Below are 19,560 nucleotides of genomic sequence, written 5' to 3'. Positions count from 1 at the left end.
ATGCTCAGCAATCACCTCTCGCAAAAAAAAGAGAAGAGAGCCATGGCTCTCTTCTCCAATCAACCCCAAAAACATAAAATGCAGTGCCTTAAGCTCCTTCTTCAATCGCAACTTCTTCTGCTGCGCGCTCGTATTCAGCGAGAACAGCAGCCTGGATTTTCTCCCGGGTGGTTGAAGAGATCGGATGAGCGATATCCCGAAATTCTCCATCCGGAGTACGTTTGCTTGGCATTGCAACGAACATACCATTGTTTCCATCGATGACACGAATATCGTGAACAACGAATTCATTATCAATAGTAATGGATGCGATTGCCTTCATACGCCCTTCGGAATTTACACGGCGGAGTCTGACATCAGTAATTTGCACTTGTGTTCACCACCTTTGTCTATCAGAGACTTGGTGTATACTTCCACGTTTTTGTGCCAATTCCTTCTACATTTTTGGTAAATTCATACTCAATTTAAAATATTTTTTTTATTTTGAATCTTTTTCGTTTTCATTCGACAATTGTCGATGCAATGACCTCTATTTCGACAAGAACATCCTTTGGCAGCCTTGCGACCTCCACGGCCGAACGAGCCGGTTTATGCTCTCCGAAGTAAGAGGAGTAAATGCCATTTACCGTTGCAAATTGATTCATATCTTTCATAAATACGGTCGCTTTTACGACATCCTGAAAACTGGCACCTGCAGCAGCAAGCACGGCCTCCAAATTTCTAAACACCTGATGCGTTTGTTCCTCAATGCCGCCATCAACAAGCTGCCCAGCCGCATCGAGTGGAATTTGTCCTGAAGTGAACAATAATCCTCCGAGCTTAATCGCTTGCGAATAAGGTCCGATCGCTGCAGGAGCTTTGTCCGTTGCAATCACTTGCATTTGTTGCTTTGTTGTCATGATGGTCCCAGCCTTCCTAACAAGATGTAATAAGCTCTCATTTACACGTATCTATTCTTTAAAATAGTTGCCTGGAATTACCGTCGTTTGTTTTGTCTTCATATCAACAGCCGTCAGTTTAGCTAGTGAAACATAGTCCTCAAGAAGCCGTTCCTCGAGTTCTACCTCGCCTGACTCAACAAATACGCCAACGCCTGCGACGATAGCTTTAAATTCAAACAGCAAATCCATCATGCCTTGGATCGTTCCGCCTGCCTTCATAAAGTCATCAATAATAAGAACGCGGGATTGCTCCTTAAGCGCTCTGCGTGCGAGTGACATCGTCTGAATCCGCTTGGTTGATCCTGATACATAGTTGATACTCACTGCAGAGCCTTCCGTTACCTTATTGTCACGCCGTACAATAACAACCGGAATATTCAAGCACGCAGCTGTTGCGTAAGCTAGAGGTATTCCTTTTGTCTCAACGGTCATAATGACGTCAATCTTCCGGTCTGCGAACGCAGTTGCAAACATCCTGCCGACATCCGCGAGAAGCTCTGGTTGGCCTAACATATCCGTTATATACAAATAACCGCCGGGAAGGACCCTTTCAGGCTGCTCTAACTGGCGGCATATGCTTGTCATAATGGTAAGAGCCGTCGTTTCTTGCATCTTAGGCGTATATCTTACTCCGCCTGCTGCTCCTGCAAGTGTATGAAGCTCGCCGATACCTTCTTCCTCAAACACTTCTTTTATGATCGCCAGGTCCTCACTAATTGAAGACTTTGCCGATTGATATCGATCAGCAAATGCTGTCAGTGAAATTAACGTGTGGGGTCGACTTAACAGGTATTGGGTCATCTCTACCAACCGCGAGCTCCGTTTCAACTTTTTCAAACACATCTCCCCCCACCTAAATCCGAATATTATAATGTAAATATAACATTTTTATACGGATTTAATCAAGGAGAACGTCAGCCTTATGTGAGCATTCTTACCACATATACTTCTTTGCAGAAACCGCGGAGCCCATTATAAATACGAGGAAGCTTGGCTTCCTTCGACACAAGGCCGAATACAGTAGGTCCACTGCCAGACATAAGCACACCGTCGGCACCAAGCCGAATCATACTTTCCTTCAGCTGCATAACCTCAGGATGCACATCCAGCGTAACTTTTTCGAGTACGTTGCCAAGACCTTCACATATATCGGCAAAAGAGCCGCGCTCAAGTGCACCAACCATATTTGAAATGGAGGGATGCTCTTTAAGCTCATTTGCGCGGAATCTGCCATATACGTCAGCCGTCGATACATTGATTGGCGGCTTGGCAAGTACAACCCAGCATTGCGGAGGATTGGCGATATGCTCAAGCTTCTCACCACGTCCCCTTGCGATTGCAGTGCCGCCTGTTACACAGAACGGAACGTCAGAGCCGAGCTCTGCGCCTAGCTTGCACAGCTCGTCCTCAGGGATCTGCAGCTTCCACAAACGGTTTAGCCCTCGCAAAGCAGCAGCAGCATCACTGCTACCGCCAGCGAGTCCCGCAGCGACTGGTATCTTTTTGTCTAAATGAATATATACGCCTTGCTTAACATCATAACGGTCTTTAATAAGCCTAGCTGCCTGAAACGCTAAGTTCTTCTCATCTAACGGTATGTATCCAACTTGGCTTGAAATAATGATCGTATCTCTAGGTAGCTCTTCCATTTCAAGTCGGTCTGCAAGGTCAACCATGGTCATAATCATTTCGACTTCATGGTAGCCGTCATCACGCTTGCGGAGTACATCGAGCAATAAATTAATTTTGGCAGGAGCTTTTTCATAAATTTTCATCTGATAAGTTCACCCGTTCGTTCGTAAGCTTAAGCATCATTATATCAAACCAACGCAATAAAAGCTAAGAGATGACAATCGAATGTTTTTCGACAGTCATCCGCTTAGCTTTTTCACGTATAAATAGGAGCCATCACTTAGGGTTGATTTGTTTTGGCAGCAGCCTGTTCAGCGATTTGTATTGCGCGTTTCACCATATTTCCGGCGTCCTTCGCGCGTATGCTTCCCCAGCCCTCTTGCTGCACCGTATCATAAAAACCAAGATCTTTAGCAAGCTCATATTTCAATTCCTCAGACATTACTCCGCGTCTTCTGCGACCCATATCATTACCTCCATATTCGAATTTACGTCATTCTAATCAAAATATACGGCTGTCACTATTGCACAGGTAGTATGCTTCAAATGACAAGCGACCATACGGAGATGGAAATGGCCGCCTTCTTTTCGCAAAGGTAAATGAATGAACGCAAAAAAAAAAGCGCAGATGCGATCTGCGCTAACATGCCTCACTAGGCGATATATATTCTATTGTTGCAAATGGGCGATACGGACTTGACCTTCATCATTGCATACGGTCACTTCCACCGACTCAGTCAGTATGTCCGCATAGCTGTAAGAGACACGCTTAAAGGCATGCTGCTCTTCATCCAGCTTTACAATGAAAACAGAAGGGTAGGTTTCTTCCAACGTACCGGTTCGTTCGATGGTCTTTCGTCGTCCACCGTTCGCTCGAAGACGGATTTTGGAGCCAACATGAGCTTCCAAGCTGCGTTTAATATCCAATAGCGCATTTTTTGCCATTGTCCACTACCACCTCTTTCCTTGTCCATTATAACCAAAAGGAGGAGGGTTGTCAAACAAAGCAAAATATTATATCAGTCGGTATATTTACTTGTCAACGGTGATTTCACCCATTTTTTAAAAAACCATACATAACGAAGCAAAAAATATACATATTAAGAAGTTGATTCAATTTAAACGTAACATTTGATACAAAATTGTGGCGAAAAGGACATGTTTGATTAGACTATTTTCAGCCTGAAAATAGTCTCTATTCATCCCTTCAGAACATATCGTTATCTGTTACTGCTTTAATACAGAGTTCGGTGACGTAATTTTTGGCTTTGGCAGACCTACACGGAAGCTGCCCATTGTCTCAATACCGCCCACGCCGTCAATTCCGCTTATCGTACCATGAATGACATCTGCTAAGTTAATCGTGTCTTTTATGGATGTATAGCTTGCTTTAATCGCTATATAAACAGGATCGAGCGCATGAATCAATATTCGTCCTGGCGAGCTTGCAAAGTTTGAGCCCACTTGCAGCAAAGCTTCAAAATGGGATTGGCAAGCACCTGCAATAACGATCAACCCGTCACGGCTTCTCTCATATTCTCTAGCGACGCGTACGGCATTAACGAAATGTTGTGAGTTTTTATAGCTGCTTAAACTGTACAGATCCATGGGCAAACGGCTTTTCAGTACGCCATCATGACCTGTTATTACGACAATATCCGGTTGAATTTGGGGCAGCAGACGGTAAAGCACATCAGCCATCTGAGACTCATGCACATGGAGACCGTGGGAAGGAACTTGCATCGTATTGTACAGCTGCATGCTCTTCTTCAAATAATTACTATCACCATCAAGGTGAAGTACCTTTCCTGGCACTTCAAAGAATGGTTGAGTCTGCTGCAGCGCATGCCGAATATGCTCCTCATTCTCAACCGCTTGACGTTCCCGTTCAGAATGCATGCGTCTTAATGAATCATTCACTTTAATTCGAACTTCTTGCACCGCACTTGTCGTTTCTGGATCGCGTATGACCGACAAATCAGGAATCGGAGCATCCGCAAGCAATCGGTAATCCGTGCCTTTCAGAACGGCAGTATGTGTACGAATAGCCTCAACCTTGAACAGCACGTCACCGCCATACGATTTGCGGACGACCAGGTCCCCTTGCTTCATGGGTAAATCACCTCTTCGTCTATCCTATGGGCAGAACGTGCGAATGGTGAGTATTTTATGATGAAACGGCCTAGCTCTACCAGCCGGCCTCCAGCATGCTGCGGCTAATCCGCGCAAATTCCTCGAGCGACAACGTCTCACCGCGTCTTATAGGGTCAATATCGTTGCTTAAAAGCATTTCCGTTAATGCTTCGCGGCGCTCCTTGCCCACGAATGCCGTTAGATTATTCGCCAGTGTCTTCCGTCGCTGTGCAAAGCTGGCTTGCACCACTTTAAAGAAATGATCCTCATCGGGTACATCAACAGCTGGCTTGTCACGCAATGACAGCTTAATAACGGCTGAATCTACATTTGGCTGCGGTATAAACACCGTATGAGGCACCATGCAGACAACCTTAGGCACGCAGTAATATTGAACGGCTACACTGAGGCTGCCATATTCCTTGCCGCCTGGCTTCGCTGCCATCCGCTCCGCGACTTCCTTCTGAATCATGACGACAATATGCTCAAGCGGCAGCTTCTCTTCAAGCAGCTTCATAAGAATTGGCGTTGTCACATAATAAGGCAAGTTGGCAACAACACTTACACCTGTTACGTCCGCAAACTGCTCTTCGAACAGCTTCTTCAAATCAAGCTTAAGCACATCGCCATGAATGACGGTTGTATGCTCCTCGCCCTCCAGCACATCCTTCAAAATCGGAATGAGCCTATTGTCGATTTCGACAGCCGTCACCTTACCAGCCGCTTTGGCAAGCCGCTGTGTGAGCGCGCCAATACCAGGGCCGATTTCAAGCGCGCCCTTCGTTTCATCAAGCTCAGCTGCCGCTACGATGTTATTTAATATATTTTGATCGATCAGAAAGTTTTGTCCCAAACTCTTTTTGAAGGAAAAACCGTATTTCGCAATGATTTCTTTGGTGCGTTTGGGCGTAGCCACCTCTATCGCGGATGGCTTTACTGCTTCCTTGCTAAGCTCACTATGCTCTTGACTCATTCAGCTATCCCTCCAGTTCCTTTTCCATTTGACGGAAAGCTTCCGTAAACTCTGTTTTGGAAATCCGAAAGCTTGTACAGCGCTTATAGAACTGCTTGCCATTCGCATAACCAATTCCGAGCAGCTTGCCTATAACCAAGCGACGATTAGACGCATCAGGATGTACAATCAGACCTGCATCCATTAAGTCTTCCCAGCTAATTTCTCCCGCTTCATCTGCCGATTCTGTTCGGAGCTCAGAGAGCGCCGCACGAATAGCCTCGGGGCTCGCATTTTCGATGCCGATGTCCCCTTTGTACAAAGCCTTCTCCTGCGGCAAAAAAGCATGCTTGCATCCTGGCGCATGACGCGCAACAATCTTGCGAATGCGTTCTCCTGCATGATCAGGGTCTGTGAATATAATAACGCCGCGACGCTCATTGGCCAGCGCAATCCTCTTCAATACATCCTCACCGATAGCAGAACCATTCGTCTCTATGGTATCTGCATCTACCGCCCTTTTTATTGCAACGGTATCATCTTTGCCTTCAACGACAATGATCTCTTTGATCACCAAGATCATCCCCTTCTACATAAACTGTATTAGACCCTTAGACATGCAAAAAGAAGAGGCAGTGCCTCTCCTTATGATGGCATATTTAATTGATTATTGCGATAAGATGATGGTAACCGCTCAATTAGCTTGCAGTTGGTTTATTCGGCCCCAGCACATATACAGTGATGCCTTTTTTCCTGCCGAATTTGTTCGCAATCTTTGTACTATCAAAGTATACGTCGATTTTGTTGCCTTTAACCGCACTTCCTTTATCCTCAGCGCGGCGGAAACCGATTCCTTCAATATAAACCCACCAACCGATGGGAATAACCTTCGGATCAACAGCTATCGTCCGACCCTCTTGCACACGAGTGCCTGATGATGTAATCCCGTATTCCGGATGGCTTTCATCTTTTCCTGTTGAAGAGAGGTCTGCAGAATAAGCAGTCAACGTGACATTTTTAAGTACTTTTCTCGCCTTAAACGTTACACCGCTCTTCGTAAGCGAAGTAAAGCTCGGGCTCTTGTTCGAGAGCACAGATACTTTAGGCTCTTCCTTCTTCGTTCCGATGGCGACAACCTGATTAACCGCAGCGGTTTCAACCACTTTGCTGACCATCTTCTTCGATATAAGAATACCGTCCTCGTACTGCTTCTCGATACTCTCTACGATCAGACCTTCCTTGCCGGGTTGAACAAGCTTCTGCTTGCCCGCTTCCAGCGTTGGATCGTTCTTCTTCACAATAGAGAATGGCATTGCACGCTCTGTCTCAGCTACCTTCTTATCTACGCGAACGACGGTTACAGTCAATTCGTTGTCCAAAACGGTATGAAGCGGAGGTATTACTTTATCTTGACCACGAACTGGAATATGTAATTCCTCGATCGCTGCCTGCACTGTTCTCTCTGTCGTATATACAGTAGAGGTCTTGCCATCAGCCTTCACAATTACCGGTATCGCATGAGTCACCTCTATACGATCTCCGTCCTTTATTGCCGCATTAAGCGGTATGGACACCTCATCATGTGGTCCAATTGCGATAGCTTGTTCATCCAGTAGGCGTTGCAGGACCCATTGCTTCGTTTCCACAATGGTTTCTTGTCCGTTCACTACTACGGAGACGCTTTTGACAGCCGTTCCGTACAACAACACCAAAAACATGAAAGTCATAGCGATTGAGATAGTAGCACTCAAAAGAATCAAACGCAAGTTTTCACGCTTCCATCGCAATGCGAAAGACATGCTGGATGATCGTTTCCCATGGGTGTCCTTAACCTGGAGTATTCCCACTTCATCGGTCCTCCTTCATAGCCCCGCCGCCAAGTGTTACGCATGATACAACTGACGCGACTATAGTATATTGGCGTGCGAGCACGCAATCCAGTACTGCTATCGATCCTCCCACCCCCATCTTTTATCCCTATGTCGACAAATTCCCGATTATTCGAAAATAAAAAGAAGCCGTCGACAGAGGATCTGTTTCGTGGCTTCCCGGTTAAATGATTCACTGGGATACAGAAAAATGGATGCACGAGGTTGATCACTCTCTATAACGCTTGCGAGGTTAGCTGACGGATTCGGACAAGAGAGTCGCCCTATTCGTTACACAATGCTCATGGCAATGGCTTCGAAATTCACCCCTGAAGAATTCAAAATACGGAATTAAAAACCGTACATGGTTCCCCCGCTCTCCGAATGGAGATTAAGCGTAAACTGGAAATCCAATACAAAATTTTATTGCTCTGAGATGAATCATACCTTCATACGAGGTCAATTGTAAAGATACGATAAAAGACGATTTAAGCGAAAAAGCAGGATAAAGCAGGAAAAAATAAGCGATTATCGCTATAAAAATTAGTTTTTACGCGATAAAGGTCTCTATTTCTCATTATTCCTCTCGTTTTTAGACAATACCAAAACATCTTCGACCGTTTTCAGTCGTAATTACGCCTATTTCTTCTACCGTTTTGCCCAATAATTCGGCTGCTGTCTCTGCAACTAAAGAGACGTAAGAGGACTCATTTCGCTTCCCTCTGAACGGGTGAGGAGTTAAATATGGAGCATCCGTTTCGATCAAAATTCGGTCGATCGGAACCTGCTTAAGCACCTCTTTTGGCACCCTTGCATTTTTGAAAGTAACGGGTCCTCCAAATGATATATAGAAGTTCATATCAAGACATTGTTTAGCCGTTTCCCAGCTGCCGGAGAAGCAATGCATGACACCGCCAACCTCTGCTGCATTCTCTTCCTGAAGAATACGAATAATGTCCTCATGAGCATCCCGATTATGAATAACAATTGGCTTGCGCACCTTACGAGCAAGACGAATTTGCTCACGAAAAACCCTTTGTTGTACCTCTTTTGGAGAAGTATCCCAGTGATAATCGAGTCCAATTTCACCAATGGCAACAACCTTCTCATGCGAGCATAGACGTTCAATCCATTCCAAATCCCCTGGAAGCATATCTATACTGTCAACTGGATGCCAACCAACTGCTGCGTATATAAAATCATATTTCTCTGCTAGCGCCATCGTTGTAGGGATCGTTTCACGGTTAAAACCAATATTGACAAGCATATGAACGCCTGCATCCTTCGCACGCTGGATGACCTCGTCGCGATCCTCATCAAATTTTTCCGAATCTAAATGGGTATGTGTATCAAAAAGTAATGTCATGTTGATGTTATGCTCCTTCAATCGAGTTTGAAAAGCTTACGAAGTGAATCCGGCAATCGATGAATATTTTTTTTGAGCGGCTCTTCTGGATAATAAAGATGATATTGTCCTTGATGCAGGCCAGTAATAGAACGAATAATGTCGGATTTAGAGGATATTTCGCTTATATCTTCCAAACCATCTAACAACAAAATCGGCGCTTTTTCTTTCTTTTCTCCTTCTTTTTTATCTGGTCGATATACGTCATACGGCAGGTCAAATGGAAAATCGATTTCCATATGATAATCCGGATTCATTCCTATAGAAGAGAAACATTCGCTAATCTCATTTAGCAGCTCTTCATCCGGGTTTTCAAGCGTAATGTACTTATATAAAAGCCTGTTCAGAAATCGTTCACATAGATCGCTTAAAATAGGATCATGCTCCTCCGCCCACTCTGCGAAAGCGGTCTGAACGAGCGCTTCATCCAGCTTTAGATAGTCGTGTACCGTCATCGTGTTCTGAAGCAAGCATTTCAGCTGCTTAGGCATCCACTGAAAAGAGTAGCCACCCACGTAAAGCTCCTGTGCTCTACGAAATATTTGACGTAGAATAATTTCCGAGCTTCTTGTAACCGGATGGAAGTAAATTTGCCAATACATTTGATAACGAGACATCAAATAATGTTCAACTGCGTGCATACCGCTCTCTTTAACTACAATTTGCCCTTTATAAGGACGCAATACGCGCAAAATGCGCTCTAAATCAAATGTTCCATAGTTAACACCTGTAAAATACGCGTCTCGGAGCAAATAATCCATCCGATCAGCATCCATTTGGCTTGAAATCAAACTAACAACAATCGGATTTGGATATTTTTTTTGTATGACTGCAGCGACCTGAGCAGGAAACTGCTCCGATACAGCACTTAGCACGCGATTGATTTCTGTATCTCCCAAAATGATGTTACATGTCCACTCTTCGTGATCCGTGTCGAATACTTCTTCCAAGGAGTGCGAGAACGGACCATGACCAACATCATGCAATAAAGCAGCACAAAGCGAGACTAGCTTTTCTTCGACTGGCCAGTCAGGATAGCTGTTTCGTTCAAACTGAGAAATAATTTTTCGAGTAATTTCATATACGCCAAGTGAATGTGAAAACCGGCTGTGCTCTGCTCCATGGAAGGTCAAATAGGAGGTTCCTAGCTGTCGTATCCGGCGCAGTCTTTGAAACTCTTTTGTATTGATCAAATCCCAAATCGTTTGGTCTTGTACATATATATAATGATGAACAGGATCCTTAAAAACTTTCTCTTCGGTCAGCTGTTTTTTCATCGTCTCTCATCTCCTTTGTTCATATTTTCGACACAAAAAATGATTTTCATGTCGAATAGTGTCGGAAATTAGTTTCCAAATTGTCGAAGCTGTTGTATTCTATTACAGAGTAATATGACCGTACTAACTAGTCAAATACTTGTGAATTCAGCTATCCGGGGAATATTCCTGGTTGACTATTATGGTAATCGTTGGTATTATAGTAATCATAAAAGCAAAAACTATGTCGAACGATGACGAAACGTATTTTGAGAGGGGCAATAATAGATTATGATGAAATCTACTGGTATTGTTCGTAAGGTTGATGAGCTAGGACGCGTCGTTATACCGATCGAATTGCGCCGTACACTTGGAATAGGCGAGAAAGATGCTCTTGAAATCTACGTAGATGGCGAGCGCATCATGCTTAAGAAATATGAGCCTGCATGTATCTTCTGTGGCAACGCAGAAAACGTATCTTATTTCAAAGGAAAAATTGTTTGTCATGTTTGTTTGTCAGAAATGCCAACACCTGTGACAAAATAAAAAAAATAAGTTATACTGTACTTATCAACTTGTTAATTCTAACCTTTTTTATACTCCTTGATACCTTCCTGCGCTTGAACCCGGCCAGGAAGGTCTTTTTTTGTCTACTATTTCACATATATAATAATCATCTATCTATTTACTTCATTATATACTTCGCGTTTAGGCAAACCTCGATCGAGCGCAACCTTCTTAATGGCTTCCTTACGATCAAATTGTTCCTCATAATGAGCAACATGGGCAGCAAGATCAAGCTCAGACCACCAAATATCTGCCGCTGGCAGCTCACTTGCCCCTTCACCCTCTGATCCTTCCACCACAACACAAAATTCTCCGAGCGGCGGATGCTCCTCAAACCATGCTATACATTCTGAAATTCGGCCGCGGACCGCTTCTTCATGGCGTTTTGTCAGTTCTCTGATACATGCTATTTGGCGATCGCCGAGACATTCCTGAAGTGCATCAAGTGTTTTGTTTATACGATGGGGTGACTCGTAGAAAAGCAGGGTCCCTTTCTGTGCTTGCATATCGAGCAGCCATTTCATTAATGACTTTCGCTCGCGCGGCGGAAATCCAGCAAACAAAAATCGATCCGTAGGCAGACCCGATATAATAAGTGCAGATAATGCTGCATTCGCTCCTGGAATAGGAATAACGGAAATACCATTTTCAATAGCGTCCTTCACGAGATCCGCACCTGGATCAGAAATAGCCGGCAGACCCGCATCACTAACTAATGCGATGGATTGCCCATCTAGAAGCAATCTGATCAGCTCAGGGCCGCTAGCTTGTTTATTGTGCTCATGATAGCTAACAATACGAGTTCCAATCTCGAAATGTGTAAGCAGCTTCCGTGTTTGCCTCGTATCTTCAGCAGCGATAAGCTGTACTTCCTTCAATGTACGAATCGCACGGAATGTCATATCTTCTAAATTTCCAATTGGTGTCGCGACCAAATAAAGGCTTCCAACATTTTCTTTGGAAGCATCGGCAAAGCTTTTTTGTATATTCAAACGATCTGCACCCCATTCTCATATACCATTATTGGCGGAAGAAGCTTGATGTCAGGCTTCCCATCACGCATTGCTTCTATTAATACCATGTTTGCTTCTGCATTTGCATGAGGATGCACAAATTGAATCCGCTTCGGCTCAAGCCTCCATTTACGCATCGTTTCCACAATATCAAGCAGACGCGAAGGGCGATGAACCATCGAGACCTTGCCGCCAGGGCGCACCAGCCTAGAACATGCTTCTGCGACATCATCCAGCGTACAATGAATCTCATGCCTTGCGATCGCATAATGTTCGTTTTCGTTTTGCTCACCTGCTGTTATTGGCATGTAAGGTGGGTTTACCGTTATCGCATCATATACCCCGTTACCCGCAATCTTAGGATACAATTTCAAATCCTGCTCAATAACGTTTATTTGCTCCGTCAGCTTATTCAGCATTACGCTTCTTCTAGCCATATCCGCCAATCTCGGTTGAATCTCAACCGCATCAATTTGCGCATTTGTTCTCGTTGTAAGAAGCATCGGTATAACACCATTGCCCGTACATAAATCAGCAATTCGCCCGTGCTTTGGCACACTTGCAAACCGTGACAATAATACGGCATCAAGTGAAAAGCTGAACACTTCCCGGCTTTGTATAATTTTCAAACCATTTTCTGTCATAAGATCATCAAGACGTTCGTTTTCTGCTAAGTTTATATGTTCCGACACGATTTGGGCCGCTCCTTGATTGTATATTTAATAAAAATACCGCCCCTTGCGGCAAGGGCGGCATGTCGTACGGATTCCACTATTTATTAAGAAAGGATAGACAGAATAAACAGTCGCCTTCCGTCCGCAAATGCCCGTAATAAACGTTGCATATGTGGAATCCTTCGTGATACAACCGAGTTAAGTTGTCATGGCCTTCACCAATAGCTGCTCCCGCTTCCGCGAATGCATGTTCAGTGATGACCTGTTCCTCTTTGCTTACTCCCGGTTTAATTCCTTTCGCTGGAGCTGCAACAACTTCATGCTCTAGCTCAGCCTCTCTCTTAAACAACTGACGCAGCTGGTTGTTCTCCTCACTTAGACGCTTATTATCCTCGAGCAGCTCTTTTACCTTCTGCTTCAAGTCCGTAAGCTCCTTATGGAACACACCTACTTGGTTATCCAACTCGTCCATTTTCGCAAAAATATTGTTCTTCTCCAAGTTCCCACCCCAGAGCTTCAAGCGTGAGTGTAACCTCACCCGTGAGAATCGCACTCTGCCGCTTATTTGATGACGACATCATCCATCGACAGTTCTTTCGGTTTACCTGGTGTATCAAATAATTGCACATACACACTTTTGGTGGATGTATTAATACCAGTTACCTTACCTTCACCATATGAGGTGACTACGAATTTTCCAATTGCCGGAAGTTCTTCTCGAATGCTTTCGTAATTGTCATGCTCATATTTCAGACAGCACATGAGACGACCGCATAATCCAGAAATTTTTGTCGGATTAAGCGATAAGTTCTGATCCTTGGCCATCTTGATCGATACGGGCTCAAAGTCACCCAGCCAAGAGGAGCAGCAAAGCACTCGTCCACATGGACCAATACCACCGAGCATCTTTGCCTCGTCCCGAACTCCGATTTGTCTGAGTTCAATCCGAGTTCGAAATACGCTGGCTAAATCTTTTACTAGCTCGCGAAAGTCAACTCGGCCTTCTGCCGTAAAATAAAAAATAATTTTGTTACGGTCAAACGTAAACTCAACGTCAACTAACTTCATGCGAAGCTGATGACCTTTAATTTTTTCAAGACAAGTAGAAAACGCATTTTTGGCTGCGGCGCGATTTTCTTCAACAACTTTTGCATCCACATCGCTTGCAATACGTATCACTTTCTTAAGAGGAAGAACAACATCCGATTCACCGACTTGCTTCTGTCCCACCACCACTTTACCGTATTCGATTCCGCGTGCTGTTTCAACAATAACATGTTGTTCCTTATCCACGGGATGCTCAACCGGATCAAAGTAATAGATCTTGCCCGCTTTCTTGAAGCGGACGCCGATGACATTATACAAGAATTAGCCCTCCTGTAAGTTTACCAATAGTTGCTCAAATGCGAGCTGAGGCGTAACATTCGCTCGCATACGCTTACTCGCTTCTAACGTATGCTCGATGCAGGACACCCAACCTGCAAACGAACGATTAAATGCATGTTTACTTATCCAATCCAACTGATCTATAAAAACGATGTTGTCCTGCCTGCCGGCCTGGAACTGTATCAAATCTTTAAACCATATAACTAATAACGACAACAGCAGTTGCGTATGCTCTACCAAATCTGTTTTAAATAGCTGTTGTCCAGCAGTGATCATCGCCGCGGTGAATCGGGTCAAACTCTCCTTGCCTAATTGTATCACTAGGGTTCTGATTTCTGCAAACTGATTCTGCTGGAGAAATTGTCTTGCACCGTCTAAACCTGATGTTAATTGAACAACGGTTCGGGCTAAAATAGACGGAGCACCCTCAGCAATAAGAGTTTGCAGCATAATCTCAGGCGACATCGGCAGGAAAGGCACCCACTGCGTACGAGAACGAATAGTAGGAAGAACAGCTTGTCCATTATCCGTAATCAGAATAGCAACAACTGGCGACAACGGTTCTTCCAAAAATTTCAGTAAACTATTCGCAGCCTGCAGCGTCATTTTGTCAGCTTGCTCTATCATATACACTTTGCGCTTCGTCCCGCTATTGCGATAAGAAAAGTCCCGCTGCAGCTCGCGAATTTGATCAATTTTTATGGACTGGCCATCTGGCGCTATCGTCGTTAGGTCTGTCTGATTGCCATGTTCAAATTTTCTGCACTCCAAGCATTCCCCGCAAGCAGCGGCAATACCTGCCGTACAGAACAATGCCTTTGAAAATTCGCGAGCCATCGCCATTCTTCCCGTACCTGAAGGACCATTAAATAAATAGGCATGAGAAATTTTACCGCTCTGCAAAGCGTGGGTCAAAATCCGCTGCGCTTTCCATTGCCCCGGAATATTTTCGAAGCTCATCGCCGTTCCTTACCTTTCCCTGCTCTCTTATCATCAAAACAATAAATTAATAAGAAGGCCTCGTATCTCACCGATCCGGTTAAGCAAGTCAATTCTTCCTTGCTCACTGTCGAGTAAATCCTCAGCCATGGAGACGAGTGTCGCATCGATCTCATCCAGCAGTTTATATCGTTTAATTCGTCCTCTGCGATCGAAGCCTTTGACTTCCTTCAGCACAACGCCGCGCCTGATGGTGTCCTCCAAAAATTGCTTGATCATTTGACGATAAATTTTCAATTCACGGACAGTCATCACTCTAGCAAGCCGATCACCTTGTCTATGAATGTCCTGCAGCTTCAGTTGAAGCTGCTCTTGTGTGCGATCAGCATCCTGCTGAACCATCACATCAGCAAAGCTTCTTGGCTGTATCTGTTTGTTTGTGGCTTCGTTATTTGTACGGTTTTGTCCCAATGGTCGAAAGCCTTGATCAATTTTCACCCTATATCACGCCCATTCAGAAATGCTCAAATCGTTCAACAGGCATTACGAATACAGCTGCTCCACCAACCTGTACTTCAACAGGGAAAGGAATATAGGAATCTGTTGATCCGCCCATCGGTGATACAGGAGTAACCAACTGGTCTCTTACTTTGCAATTTGCATTAATAACTTGGAGAACCTCATGCACTCTCTCGTCCTCAATACCAATCATAAAGGTAGTATTGCCTGCTCTTAGAAATCCACCCGTACTTGCCAGCTTCGTTGCTCTAAACCCTTCACGAACAAGTGCATTTGACAGTCTGTTGCTATCCTTATCTTGAATAACCGCGATTACTAATTTCATCTTCATTCCCCCTTGACTACTATTAGAATAGGTTATTAACAACTTGCAATTTTAACCATTAAACCATTCGTTGAATCTCAAGCCCCATAACGACAAATCTCTTGATGCATAGAAATACGTCTATACTTTAAAGTTTGACATCGGTTGCAAAAAATCCTGCAAAACGCTCATCAATTGCTGATAAAACGTCAGCAAACACTAAATCCGCACTATTTTCGGCATTTACAAGCACGATTCGTTCCGGGTTCTGCTGCAGCAGCTTCATATAGCCTTCTCGCACCTTCTCATGGAAAGACTGCTTCTCTAGGTCTAAACGATTGATTTCTCTCTCTGATGCTTGTGCGATACGTCCGAGACCTACTTCCGGAGACACATCCATGTAGATCGTCAGATCAGGCATCACTTCTTTAATCGCGAATTGATTGATGGCCCAGACCTCATCCATCCCAAGCCCACGCGCATAACCTTGATAAGCCAAGCTGCTATCTACGAAGCGGTCACAAATAACAAACTCGCCTTTCTCCAGTGCTGGAACGACCTTTTCCACCAAATGCTGTCTTCTCGCAGCTGCATACAGCAGTGCTTCTGTTCTTGCATCCATTTCAGTATTCTCGCGATCCAATATAACGGCACGAATCTGTTCTGCAATGGGAATGCCTCCTGGTTCTCTCGTCGTCGTGATCGACTTTCCCCTTTGAAGCATTATATTCGTCAATTGTTCAATCAGTGTCGATTTGCCGGCTCCTTCGCCGCCTTCTATGGTAATGAATACACCTTTTTTCAAACTAAGGCTTCTCCTAACGTTATGTTAACTATACTTTCTTCTATATTAACAAAGCGGTACTCCTAGTACAATCAACATTTACTTCAAGTTCATAATCGTTCTGCTATTTAAGCTTATTCAGGGTAAACAGCTATGGTATTCATCATTCCATCAGCAGCGCCTTGAAACTTTGCACCCATCTCGGCAAGCTTTTGTATATGCTCAATTAACTCTGCCGTGATTCTCTCTCCTGGATACAAAATAGCGATGCCAGGCGGATAAGGTATAACCATCTCTGCTGATATATGATGTACAGCATCTTTCAGCTGTATTCGCTCACTTGATTTGTTCTTAAACCTAGATCTCGCAAACGAAACAGGCTCTGATATCAAGCGGCTCTCATGACAGGTAATTATTGAAGCTGCTGGCGTCGCACACCCCTCTTTATCATCAGGCATCAGCCCATCAGAGTTGTTATTTGTCGTAGCATTGGACTCAAGTGTCTCAACAGCCTCCTGCAGCCTCTTTATGTCCTCTAATGATGTCTGAATACCGACAACAAGTACAATATACTTAGGATCTGCCATCTCAGCAAAACAGCCATGCTGCTCCAGGTGCTTCAGCAGCTCATAACCGGTTCGCTTACCGCTAGAATCGTATAACACTAGTCGCAGCGGATCTGATCGCAAGTCTGATTCGCTATTTTCATCGATTTTCATCTCCCGTATAACGGATGAGTGACGATGCAGCCATTGACGGAAAAACGCCGCTGATTCAAGACTTTGTTTAAAAAGATCAGCACCCAAAGCATCAATCATTGCTCGGGAAATATCTATTGAAGCCAAAATCGGAAACGACGGGCTTGAGCTTTGAATCATCGCAAGCGACTGACGCAGCAATTCCCTTGATATTCTTTTGCCTTGAATGTGAAGAAGCGCCCCCATCGTAAGTGTCGGCAATGTTTTATGCGCTGACTGTACAACGCCGTCTGCTCCCTCTGACATTGCCGACTGCGGAAAAGCTGGCTCCAAGCCATAATGCGCACCATGTGCTTCATCTATGAAAATCGGCTTATTATACCGATGGACAGTCTCAACATATGATTTAAGTTTCACACTAATACCGTAATAATTCGGGTTAGTCAAAAAGACAGCTTTTGCATCAGGATATTCAATAAGCGCTTCTTCCACTTGCTGGACAGAAGGAATCGTTGCTAACCCCGATAACGGTTCAATCTGAGGCGAGAGGAACACTGCTTTGGCCCCAGCAAGCTTCAAACCATTTATAATGGATTTATGTACATTCCGCTGAACGATAACAATATCATCTGGATCACATGCGGCGAGCAGTAGCGCCATATTCCCAGAGGTGCTTCCTCCAACCAAAAAGTAAGTCTCCTCTGAACCAAATGTTTTTGCAGCCAATTGCTGTGCTTCTTTAATAGAAGCTTCAGGATGATGCAAATCGTCGGTTGATGATATTTCAGTTAAATCAAGCTGCATTATTTTATAAAAATAATCGACTACATCATCATTTAATTGATCATTCCATGATGGTTGCTTAAGTGCTTGTCCCCCATGATGGCCGGGTACGTGAAATCCGACTGGCTTAGTACGGGTATGATTCACAAGCGCTTCAAATAACGGAGCAATAAAGGGCTTCATTGTTTATGTACAATCCTCTCCAGTAAACATTCATTCCTATTTCTATTATATATAATATTCAATAAACACTACAAAAAAAGAGCAGCTTCTGTAATCAGAAACCGCTCATGCATTTTTACCCAAAAATATTTGCTTCATTTGATTAATGAAAAAAGGATATTTGGCATCTTTAACATCTGTTCTTATCATTTCCGCTTCACAGGTATCACAGATAAAACCGGTCACTATCCGAATACCCTGACCTTCAGCCTTTTCCTCGTTACAAATAATACACTGATACTCGCGATTATCGTCCATAACAATCCCCGCTTTCTGATCGTCCCTTATTAACTATTATTATGACACATAGTCTATCTATTTATACTTGTTTCATAGCGCATTTCAAATATTTATATATCGTATGCCCCGTATGGGCTAATGGTTACAGCATATGTAAAAATGTTTCATAAAGCTATGGACAGAATGCTTGTAAATACCGATATAGTTAACGAGAGTCACAGTATCTCTGAGAAGGAAAGGAAAAGTAAATATGCGTCAAAAATTATCTGAACAACAAAATGCTACAATTTATCAATATCAGCTTGTAAAACGAAAAATCATTCGCCCTGAGCTTATTCAGAGCCATTTGCTTATTGCAGCCGTATTATTGGCTTTCCAAATGCTTATGTATGAAATGGATGGTCTATTTTCATGGCTTTTCGGCTTTGCAGTCGTACAGATCATCCATATCGCGATTATACTGCTTACTTTTATCCGAGTGGACGAAGCAGCTGACAGGCAATGGGTGTGGCGTATTACACCCCCATGGATTGGATTTAAACCGGCTAATGATATCAAGCTGTTCCTATTTCGCCGAGTTCATCGTCATATGTTCTGGATCGGCCTTTGTGCCATTGCGCTTCTATATCCATGGATCAAAGAATCATTGATGATTAGCATTGTAAGTTGGCACCTATGGCTGCTGATCCCGCGTATGCTTCTGTCCTTCTCTTTCCGTAAGGAGCAGAAGGACGGCGTACTTAGGCTTCAGTCTAGAGAAGCATCTTATTACCGCAGATAACAAAGAGGCCTTAGAAGCTCATGCAGAGCGTTCTAAGGCCTCAATTTTTAATCGAAATTAGATACGGAAGAAACAAAAAACCTATCGCATCACATGCGATAGGTCTCTCGTGCTTGGCGACGTCCTACTCTCCCAAGACCCTGCGGTCTAAGTACCATCGGCGCTGAAGGGCTTAACGGTCGTGTTCGGTATGGGAACGCGTGGTTCCCCTCCGCCATCGCCACCAAACGTAGCGTGTTGCACGCTGAAAACTGGATACGAAAGATTAGGCTTGCTGAAGCCTTTATGCTGCTGTCTACTGGATGTATGGGTCGCAGTAAACGTGTTTAGGATAAGCCCTCGACCGATTAGTATTCGTCAGCTACACACATTGCTGTGCTTCCACCCCGAACCTATCAACCTCGTCGTCTTCAAGGGGTCTTACATACTGGGAAATCTCATCTTGAGGGGGGCTTCACGCTTA

Annotated in this window: 24 protein-coding genes, 2 rRNA genes and 1 riboswitch; of the genes, 2 read left to right on the top strand and 24 right to left on the bottom strand. The window is 44.1% G+C overall.

Translation table 11 applies throughout. The annotated features are described in order from the left end of the window. Positions 1-88 precede the first annotated feature (88 nt). The 12 genes from spoVG to AC1DPK_RS22950 form a co-directional block, all read right to left on the bottom strand. On the bottom strand, positions 89-370 hold the full coding sequence (gene spoVG / locus AC1DPK_RS23005; RefSeq protein WP_028609566.1) for a septation regulator SpoVG: 282 nt from the start codon (positions 368-370) through the stop codon (positions 89-91). A 130-nt stretch (positions 371-500) separates the two neighbouring features. Continuing rightward, positions 501-899 (bottom strand): RidA family protein, encoded by a 399-nt coding sequence (locus AC1DPK_RS23000; protein WP_305953918.1) that lies wholly within the window; start codon positions 897-899, stop codon positions 501-503. 51 nt (positions 900-950) lie between these two features. Further along, positions 951-1,778 (bottom strand): pur operon repressor, encoded by an 828-nt coding sequence (gene purR, locus AC1DPK_RS22995; protein WP_076271323.1) that lies wholly within the window; start codon positions 1,776-1,778, stop codon positions 951-953. 83 nt (positions 1,779-1,861) lie between these two features. Continuing rightward, entirely contained in the window at positions 1,862-2,716 is an 855-nt protein-coding gene (ispE, locus tag AC1DPK_RS22990) for a 4-(cytidine 5'-diphospho)-2-C-methyl-D-erythritol kinase (protein WP_339205863.1), read from the bottom strand. Positions 2,717-2,853: 137 nt separating this feature from the next. Next, a complete protein-coding gene (locus tag AC1DPK_RS22985) occupies positions 2,854-3,039 on the bottom strand; it encodes a small, acid-soluble spore protein, alpha/beta type (RefSeq protein ID WP_054025797.1) in 186 nt (61 codons plus the stop codon). Positions 3,040-3,242: 203 nt separating this feature from the next. Further along, positions 3,243-3,518: a biofilm formation stimulator Veg gene (gene veg, locus AC1DPK_RS22980; protein WP_053373389.1), complete on the bottom strand. Its 276-nt coding sequence runs from the start codon at positions 3,516-3,518 to the stop codon at positions 3,243-3,245. A gap of 282 nt (positions 3,519-3,800) precedes the next feature. Continuing rightward, positions 3,801-4,685, bottom strand: a complete 885-nt coding sequence (gene yabG / locus AC1DPK_RS22975; RefSeq protein ID WP_076271274.1) for a sporulation peptidase YabG — start codon at positions 4,683-4,685, stop codon at positions 3,801-3,803. Positions 4,686-4,761: 76 nt separating this feature from the next. After that, complete coding sequence (rsmA, locus tag AC1DPK_RS22970; protein ID WP_477511751.1) at positions 4,762-5,679, bottom strand: 16S rRNA (adenine(1518)-N(6)/adenine(1519)-N(6))-dimethyltransferase RsmA; 918 nt, start codon at positions 5,677-5,679, stop codon at positions 4,762-4,764. A gap of 4 nt (positions 5,680-5,683) precedes the next feature. Continuing rightward, positions 5,684-6,232, bottom strand: a complete 549-nt coding sequence (rnmV, locus tag AC1DPK_RS22965; protein ID WP_441885278.1) for a ribonuclease M5 — start codon at positions 6,230-6,232, stop codon at positions 5,684-5,686. Between the two features lie 124 nt (positions 6,233-6,356). Then, entirely contained in the window at positions 6,357-7,505 is a 1,149-nt protein-coding gene (locus tag AC1DPK_RS22960; RefSeq protein WP_441885280.1) for a ubiquitin-like domain-containing protein, read from the bottom strand. A gap of 248 nt (positions 7,506-7,753) precedes the next feature. Then, positions 7,754-7,934, bottom strand: a riboswitch (cyclic di-AMP (ydaO/yuaA leader). Positions 7,935-8,118: 184 nt separating this feature from the next. After that, positions 8,119-8,892 carry a TatD family hydrolase gene (locus tag AC1DPK_RS22955; RefSeq protein WP_477511750.1) on the bottom strand — a complete coding sequence of 258 codons (774 nt, stop codon included), beginning with the start codon at positions 8,890-8,892 and terminating at the stop codon, positions 8,119-8,121. A 17-nt stretch (positions 8,893-8,909) separates the two neighbouring features. After that, a complete protein-coding gene (locus tag AC1DPK_RS22950) occupies positions 8,910-10,208 on the bottom strand; it encodes an HD domain-containing protein (RefSeq protein WP_477511749.1) in 1,299 nt (432 codons plus the stop codon). A 270-nt stretch (positions 10,209-10,478) separates the two neighbouring features. Here AC1DPK_RS22950 and AC1DPK_RS22945 point away from each other — a divergent pair, with 270 nt between their 5' ends. Further along, positions 10,479-10,733: an AbrB/MazE/SpoVT family DNA-binding domain-containing protein gene (locus AC1DPK_RS22945; RefSeq protein ID WP_054025791.1), complete on the top strand. Its 255-nt coding sequence runs from the start codon at positions 10,479-10,481 to the stop codon at positions 10,731-10,733. Between the two features lie 131 nt (positions 10,734-10,864). Here the strand turns inward: AC1DPK_RS22945 and rsmI are convergent, their stop codons facing one another. The 10 genes from rsmI to AC1DPK_RS22895 all read right to left on the bottom strand — a co-directional run bounded on the left by rsmI (position 10,865) and on the right by AC1DPK_RS22895 (position 18,334). Continuing rightward, the gene (rsmI, locus tag AC1DPK_RS22940; RefSeq protein ID WP_477511748.1) at positions 10,865-11,746 is read right to left on the bottom strand and encodes a 16S rRNA (cytidine(1402)-2'-O)-methyltransferase; all 882 of its coding nucleotides are present in this window, start codon (positions 11,744-11,746) and stop codon (positions 10,865-10,867) included. After that, entirely contained in the window at positions 11,743-12,411 is a 669-nt protein-coding gene (locus AC1DPK_RS22935) for a tRNA1(Val) (adenine(37)-N6)-methyltransferase (RefSeq protein WP_076271322.1), read from the bottom strand. The genes rsmI and AC1DPK_RS22935 overlap by 4 nt, the downstream gene beginning before the upstream one ends. Before the next feature lie 127 nt (positions 12,412-12,538). Continuing rightward, positions 12,539-12,940, bottom strand: a complete 402-nt coding sequence (locus AC1DPK_RS22930; protein WP_477511747.1) for an initiation-control protein YabA — start codon at positions 12,938-12,940, stop codon at positions 12,539-12,541. A 62-nt stretch (positions 12,941-13,002) separates the two neighbouring features. Further along, entirely contained in the window at positions 13,003-13,806 is an 804-nt protein-coding gene (locus tag AC1DPK_RS22925) for a PSP1 domain-containing protein (protein ID WP_053373398.1), read from the bottom strand. Positions 13,807-13,809: 3 nt separating this feature from the next. Beyond that, the gene (holB, locus tag AC1DPK_RS22920) at positions 13,810-14,787 is read right to left on the bottom strand and encodes a DNA polymerase III subunit delta' (protein WP_076271266.1); all 978 of its coding nucleotides are present in this window, start codon (positions 14,785-14,787) and stop codon (positions 13,810-13,812) included. 33 nt (positions 14,788-14,820) lie between these two features. Beyond that, entirely contained in the window at positions 14,821-15,264 is a 444-nt protein-coding gene (locus AC1DPK_RS22915) for a YaaR family protein (protein WP_076271265.1), read from the bottom strand. A 16-nt stretch (positions 15,265-15,280) separates the two neighbouring features. Further along, the gene (locus AC1DPK_RS22910) at positions 15,281-15,610 is read right to left on the bottom strand and encodes a cyclic-di-AMP receptor (protein ID WP_054025787.1); all 330 of its coding nucleotides are present in this window, start codon (positions 15,608-15,610) and stop codon (positions 15,281-15,283) included. A gap of 127 nt (positions 15,611-15,737) precedes the next feature. Then, complete coding sequence (tmk, locus tag AC1DPK_RS22905) at positions 15,738-16,394, bottom strand: dTMP kinase (protein WP_477511746.1); 657 nt, start codon at positions 16,392-16,394, stop codon at positions 15,738-15,740. Positions 16,395-16,507: 113 nt separating this feature from the next. Beyond that, a complete protein-coding gene (locus tag AC1DPK_RS22900; RefSeq protein ID WP_477511745.1) occupies positions 16,508-18,037 on the bottom strand; it encodes an aminotransferase class I/II-fold pyridoxal phosphate-dependent enzyme in 1,530 nt (509 codons plus the stop codon). 105 nt (positions 18,038-18,142) lie between these two features. Next, positions 18,143-18,334: a sigma factor G inhibitor Gin gene (locus AC1DPK_RS22895; RefSeq protein WP_339205847.1), complete on the bottom strand. Its 192-nt coding sequence runs from the start codon at positions 18,332-18,334 to the stop codon at positions 18,143-18,145. A 232-nt stretch (positions 18,335-18,566) separates the two neighbouring features. Here AC1DPK_RS22895 and AC1DPK_RS22890 point away from each other — a divergent pair, with 232 nt between their 5' ends. Next, on the top strand, positions 18,567-19,097 hold the full coding sequence (locus AC1DPK_RS22890) for a hypothetical protein (RefSeq protein WP_076271261.1): 531 nt from the start codon (positions 18,567-18,569) through the stop codon (positions 19,095-19,097). Between the two features lie 111 nt (positions 19,098-19,208). Here the strand turns inward: AC1DPK_RS22890 and rrf are convergent. Then, positions 19,209-19,325, bottom strand: a 5S ribosomal RNA gene (gene rrf, locus AC1DPK_RS22885). 99 nt (positions 19,326-19,424) lie between these two features. Then, positions 19,425-19,560: ribosomal RNA gene (locus AC1DPK_RS22880) — 23S ribosomal RNA — on the bottom strand; the annotation flags it as partial.

Source organism: Paenibacillus sp. 01T424 (assembly GCF_056398745.1).
Note: the sequence above shows the minus strand (reverse complement) of the source record. Positions and strands in the feature narration are given on the sequence as shown.

Coding starts and splice junctions, on each gene's coding strand:
- rsmA (WP_477511751.1), bottom strand. CDS start 5,679: ATGAGTCAAGAGCATAGTGAGCTTAGCAAGGAAGCAGTAAAGCCATCC.
- AC1DPK_RS22950 (WP_477511749.1), bottom strand. CDS start 10,208: ATGAAAAAACAGCTGACCGAAGAGAAAGTTTTTAAGGATCCTGTTCAT.
- AC1DPK_RS23000 (WP_305953918.1), bottom strand. CDS start 899: ATGACAACAAAGCAACAAATGCAAGTGATTGCAACGGACAAAGCTCCT.
- ispE (WP_339205863.1), bottom strand. CDS start 2,716: ATGAAAATTTATGAAAAAGCTCCTGCCAAAATTAATTTATTGCTCGAT.
- yabG (WP_076271274.1), bottom strand. CDS start 4,685: ATGAAGCAAGGGGACCTGGTCGTCCGCAAATCGTATGGCGGTGACGTG.
- veg (WP_053373389.1), bottom strand. CDS start 3,518: ATGGCAAAAAATGCGCTATTGGATATTAAACGCAGCTTGGAAGCTCAT.
- AC1DPK_RS22935 (WP_076271322.1), bottom strand. CDS start 12,411: ATGACAGAAAATGGTTTGAAAATTATACAAAGCCGGGAAGTGTTCAGC.
- AC1DPK_RS22955 (WP_477511750.1), bottom strand. CDS start 8,892: ATGACATTACTTTTTGATACACATACCCATTTAGATTCGGAAAAATTT.
- holB (WP_076271266.1), bottom strand. CDS start 14,787: ATGAGCTTCGAAAATATTCCGGGGCAATGGAAAGCGCAGCGGATTTTG.
- AC1DPK_RS22910 (WP_054025787.1), bottom strand. CDS start 15,610: ATGAAATTAGTAATCGCGGTTATTCAAGATAAGGATAGCAACAGACTG.
- AC1DPK_RS22945 (WP_054025791.1), top strand. CDS start 10,479: ATGATGAAATCTACTGGTATTGTTCGTAAGGTTGATGAGCTAGGACGC.
- AC1DPK_RS22895 (WP_339205847.1), bottom strand. CDS start 18,334: ATGGACGATAATCGCGAGTATCAGTGTATTATTTGTAACGAGGAAAAG.
- AC1DPK_RS22985 (WP_054025797.1), bottom strand. CDS start 3,039: ATGGGTCGCAGAAGACGCGGAGTAATGTCTGAGGAATTGAAATATGAG.
- AC1DPK_RS22900 (WP_477511745.1), bottom strand. CDS start 18,037: ATGAAGCCCTTTATTGCTCCGTTATTTGAAGCGCTTGTGAATCATACC.
- AC1DPK_RS22890 (WP_076271261.1), top strand. CDS start 18,567: ATGCGTCAAAAATTATCTGAACAACAAAATGCTACAATTTATCAATAT.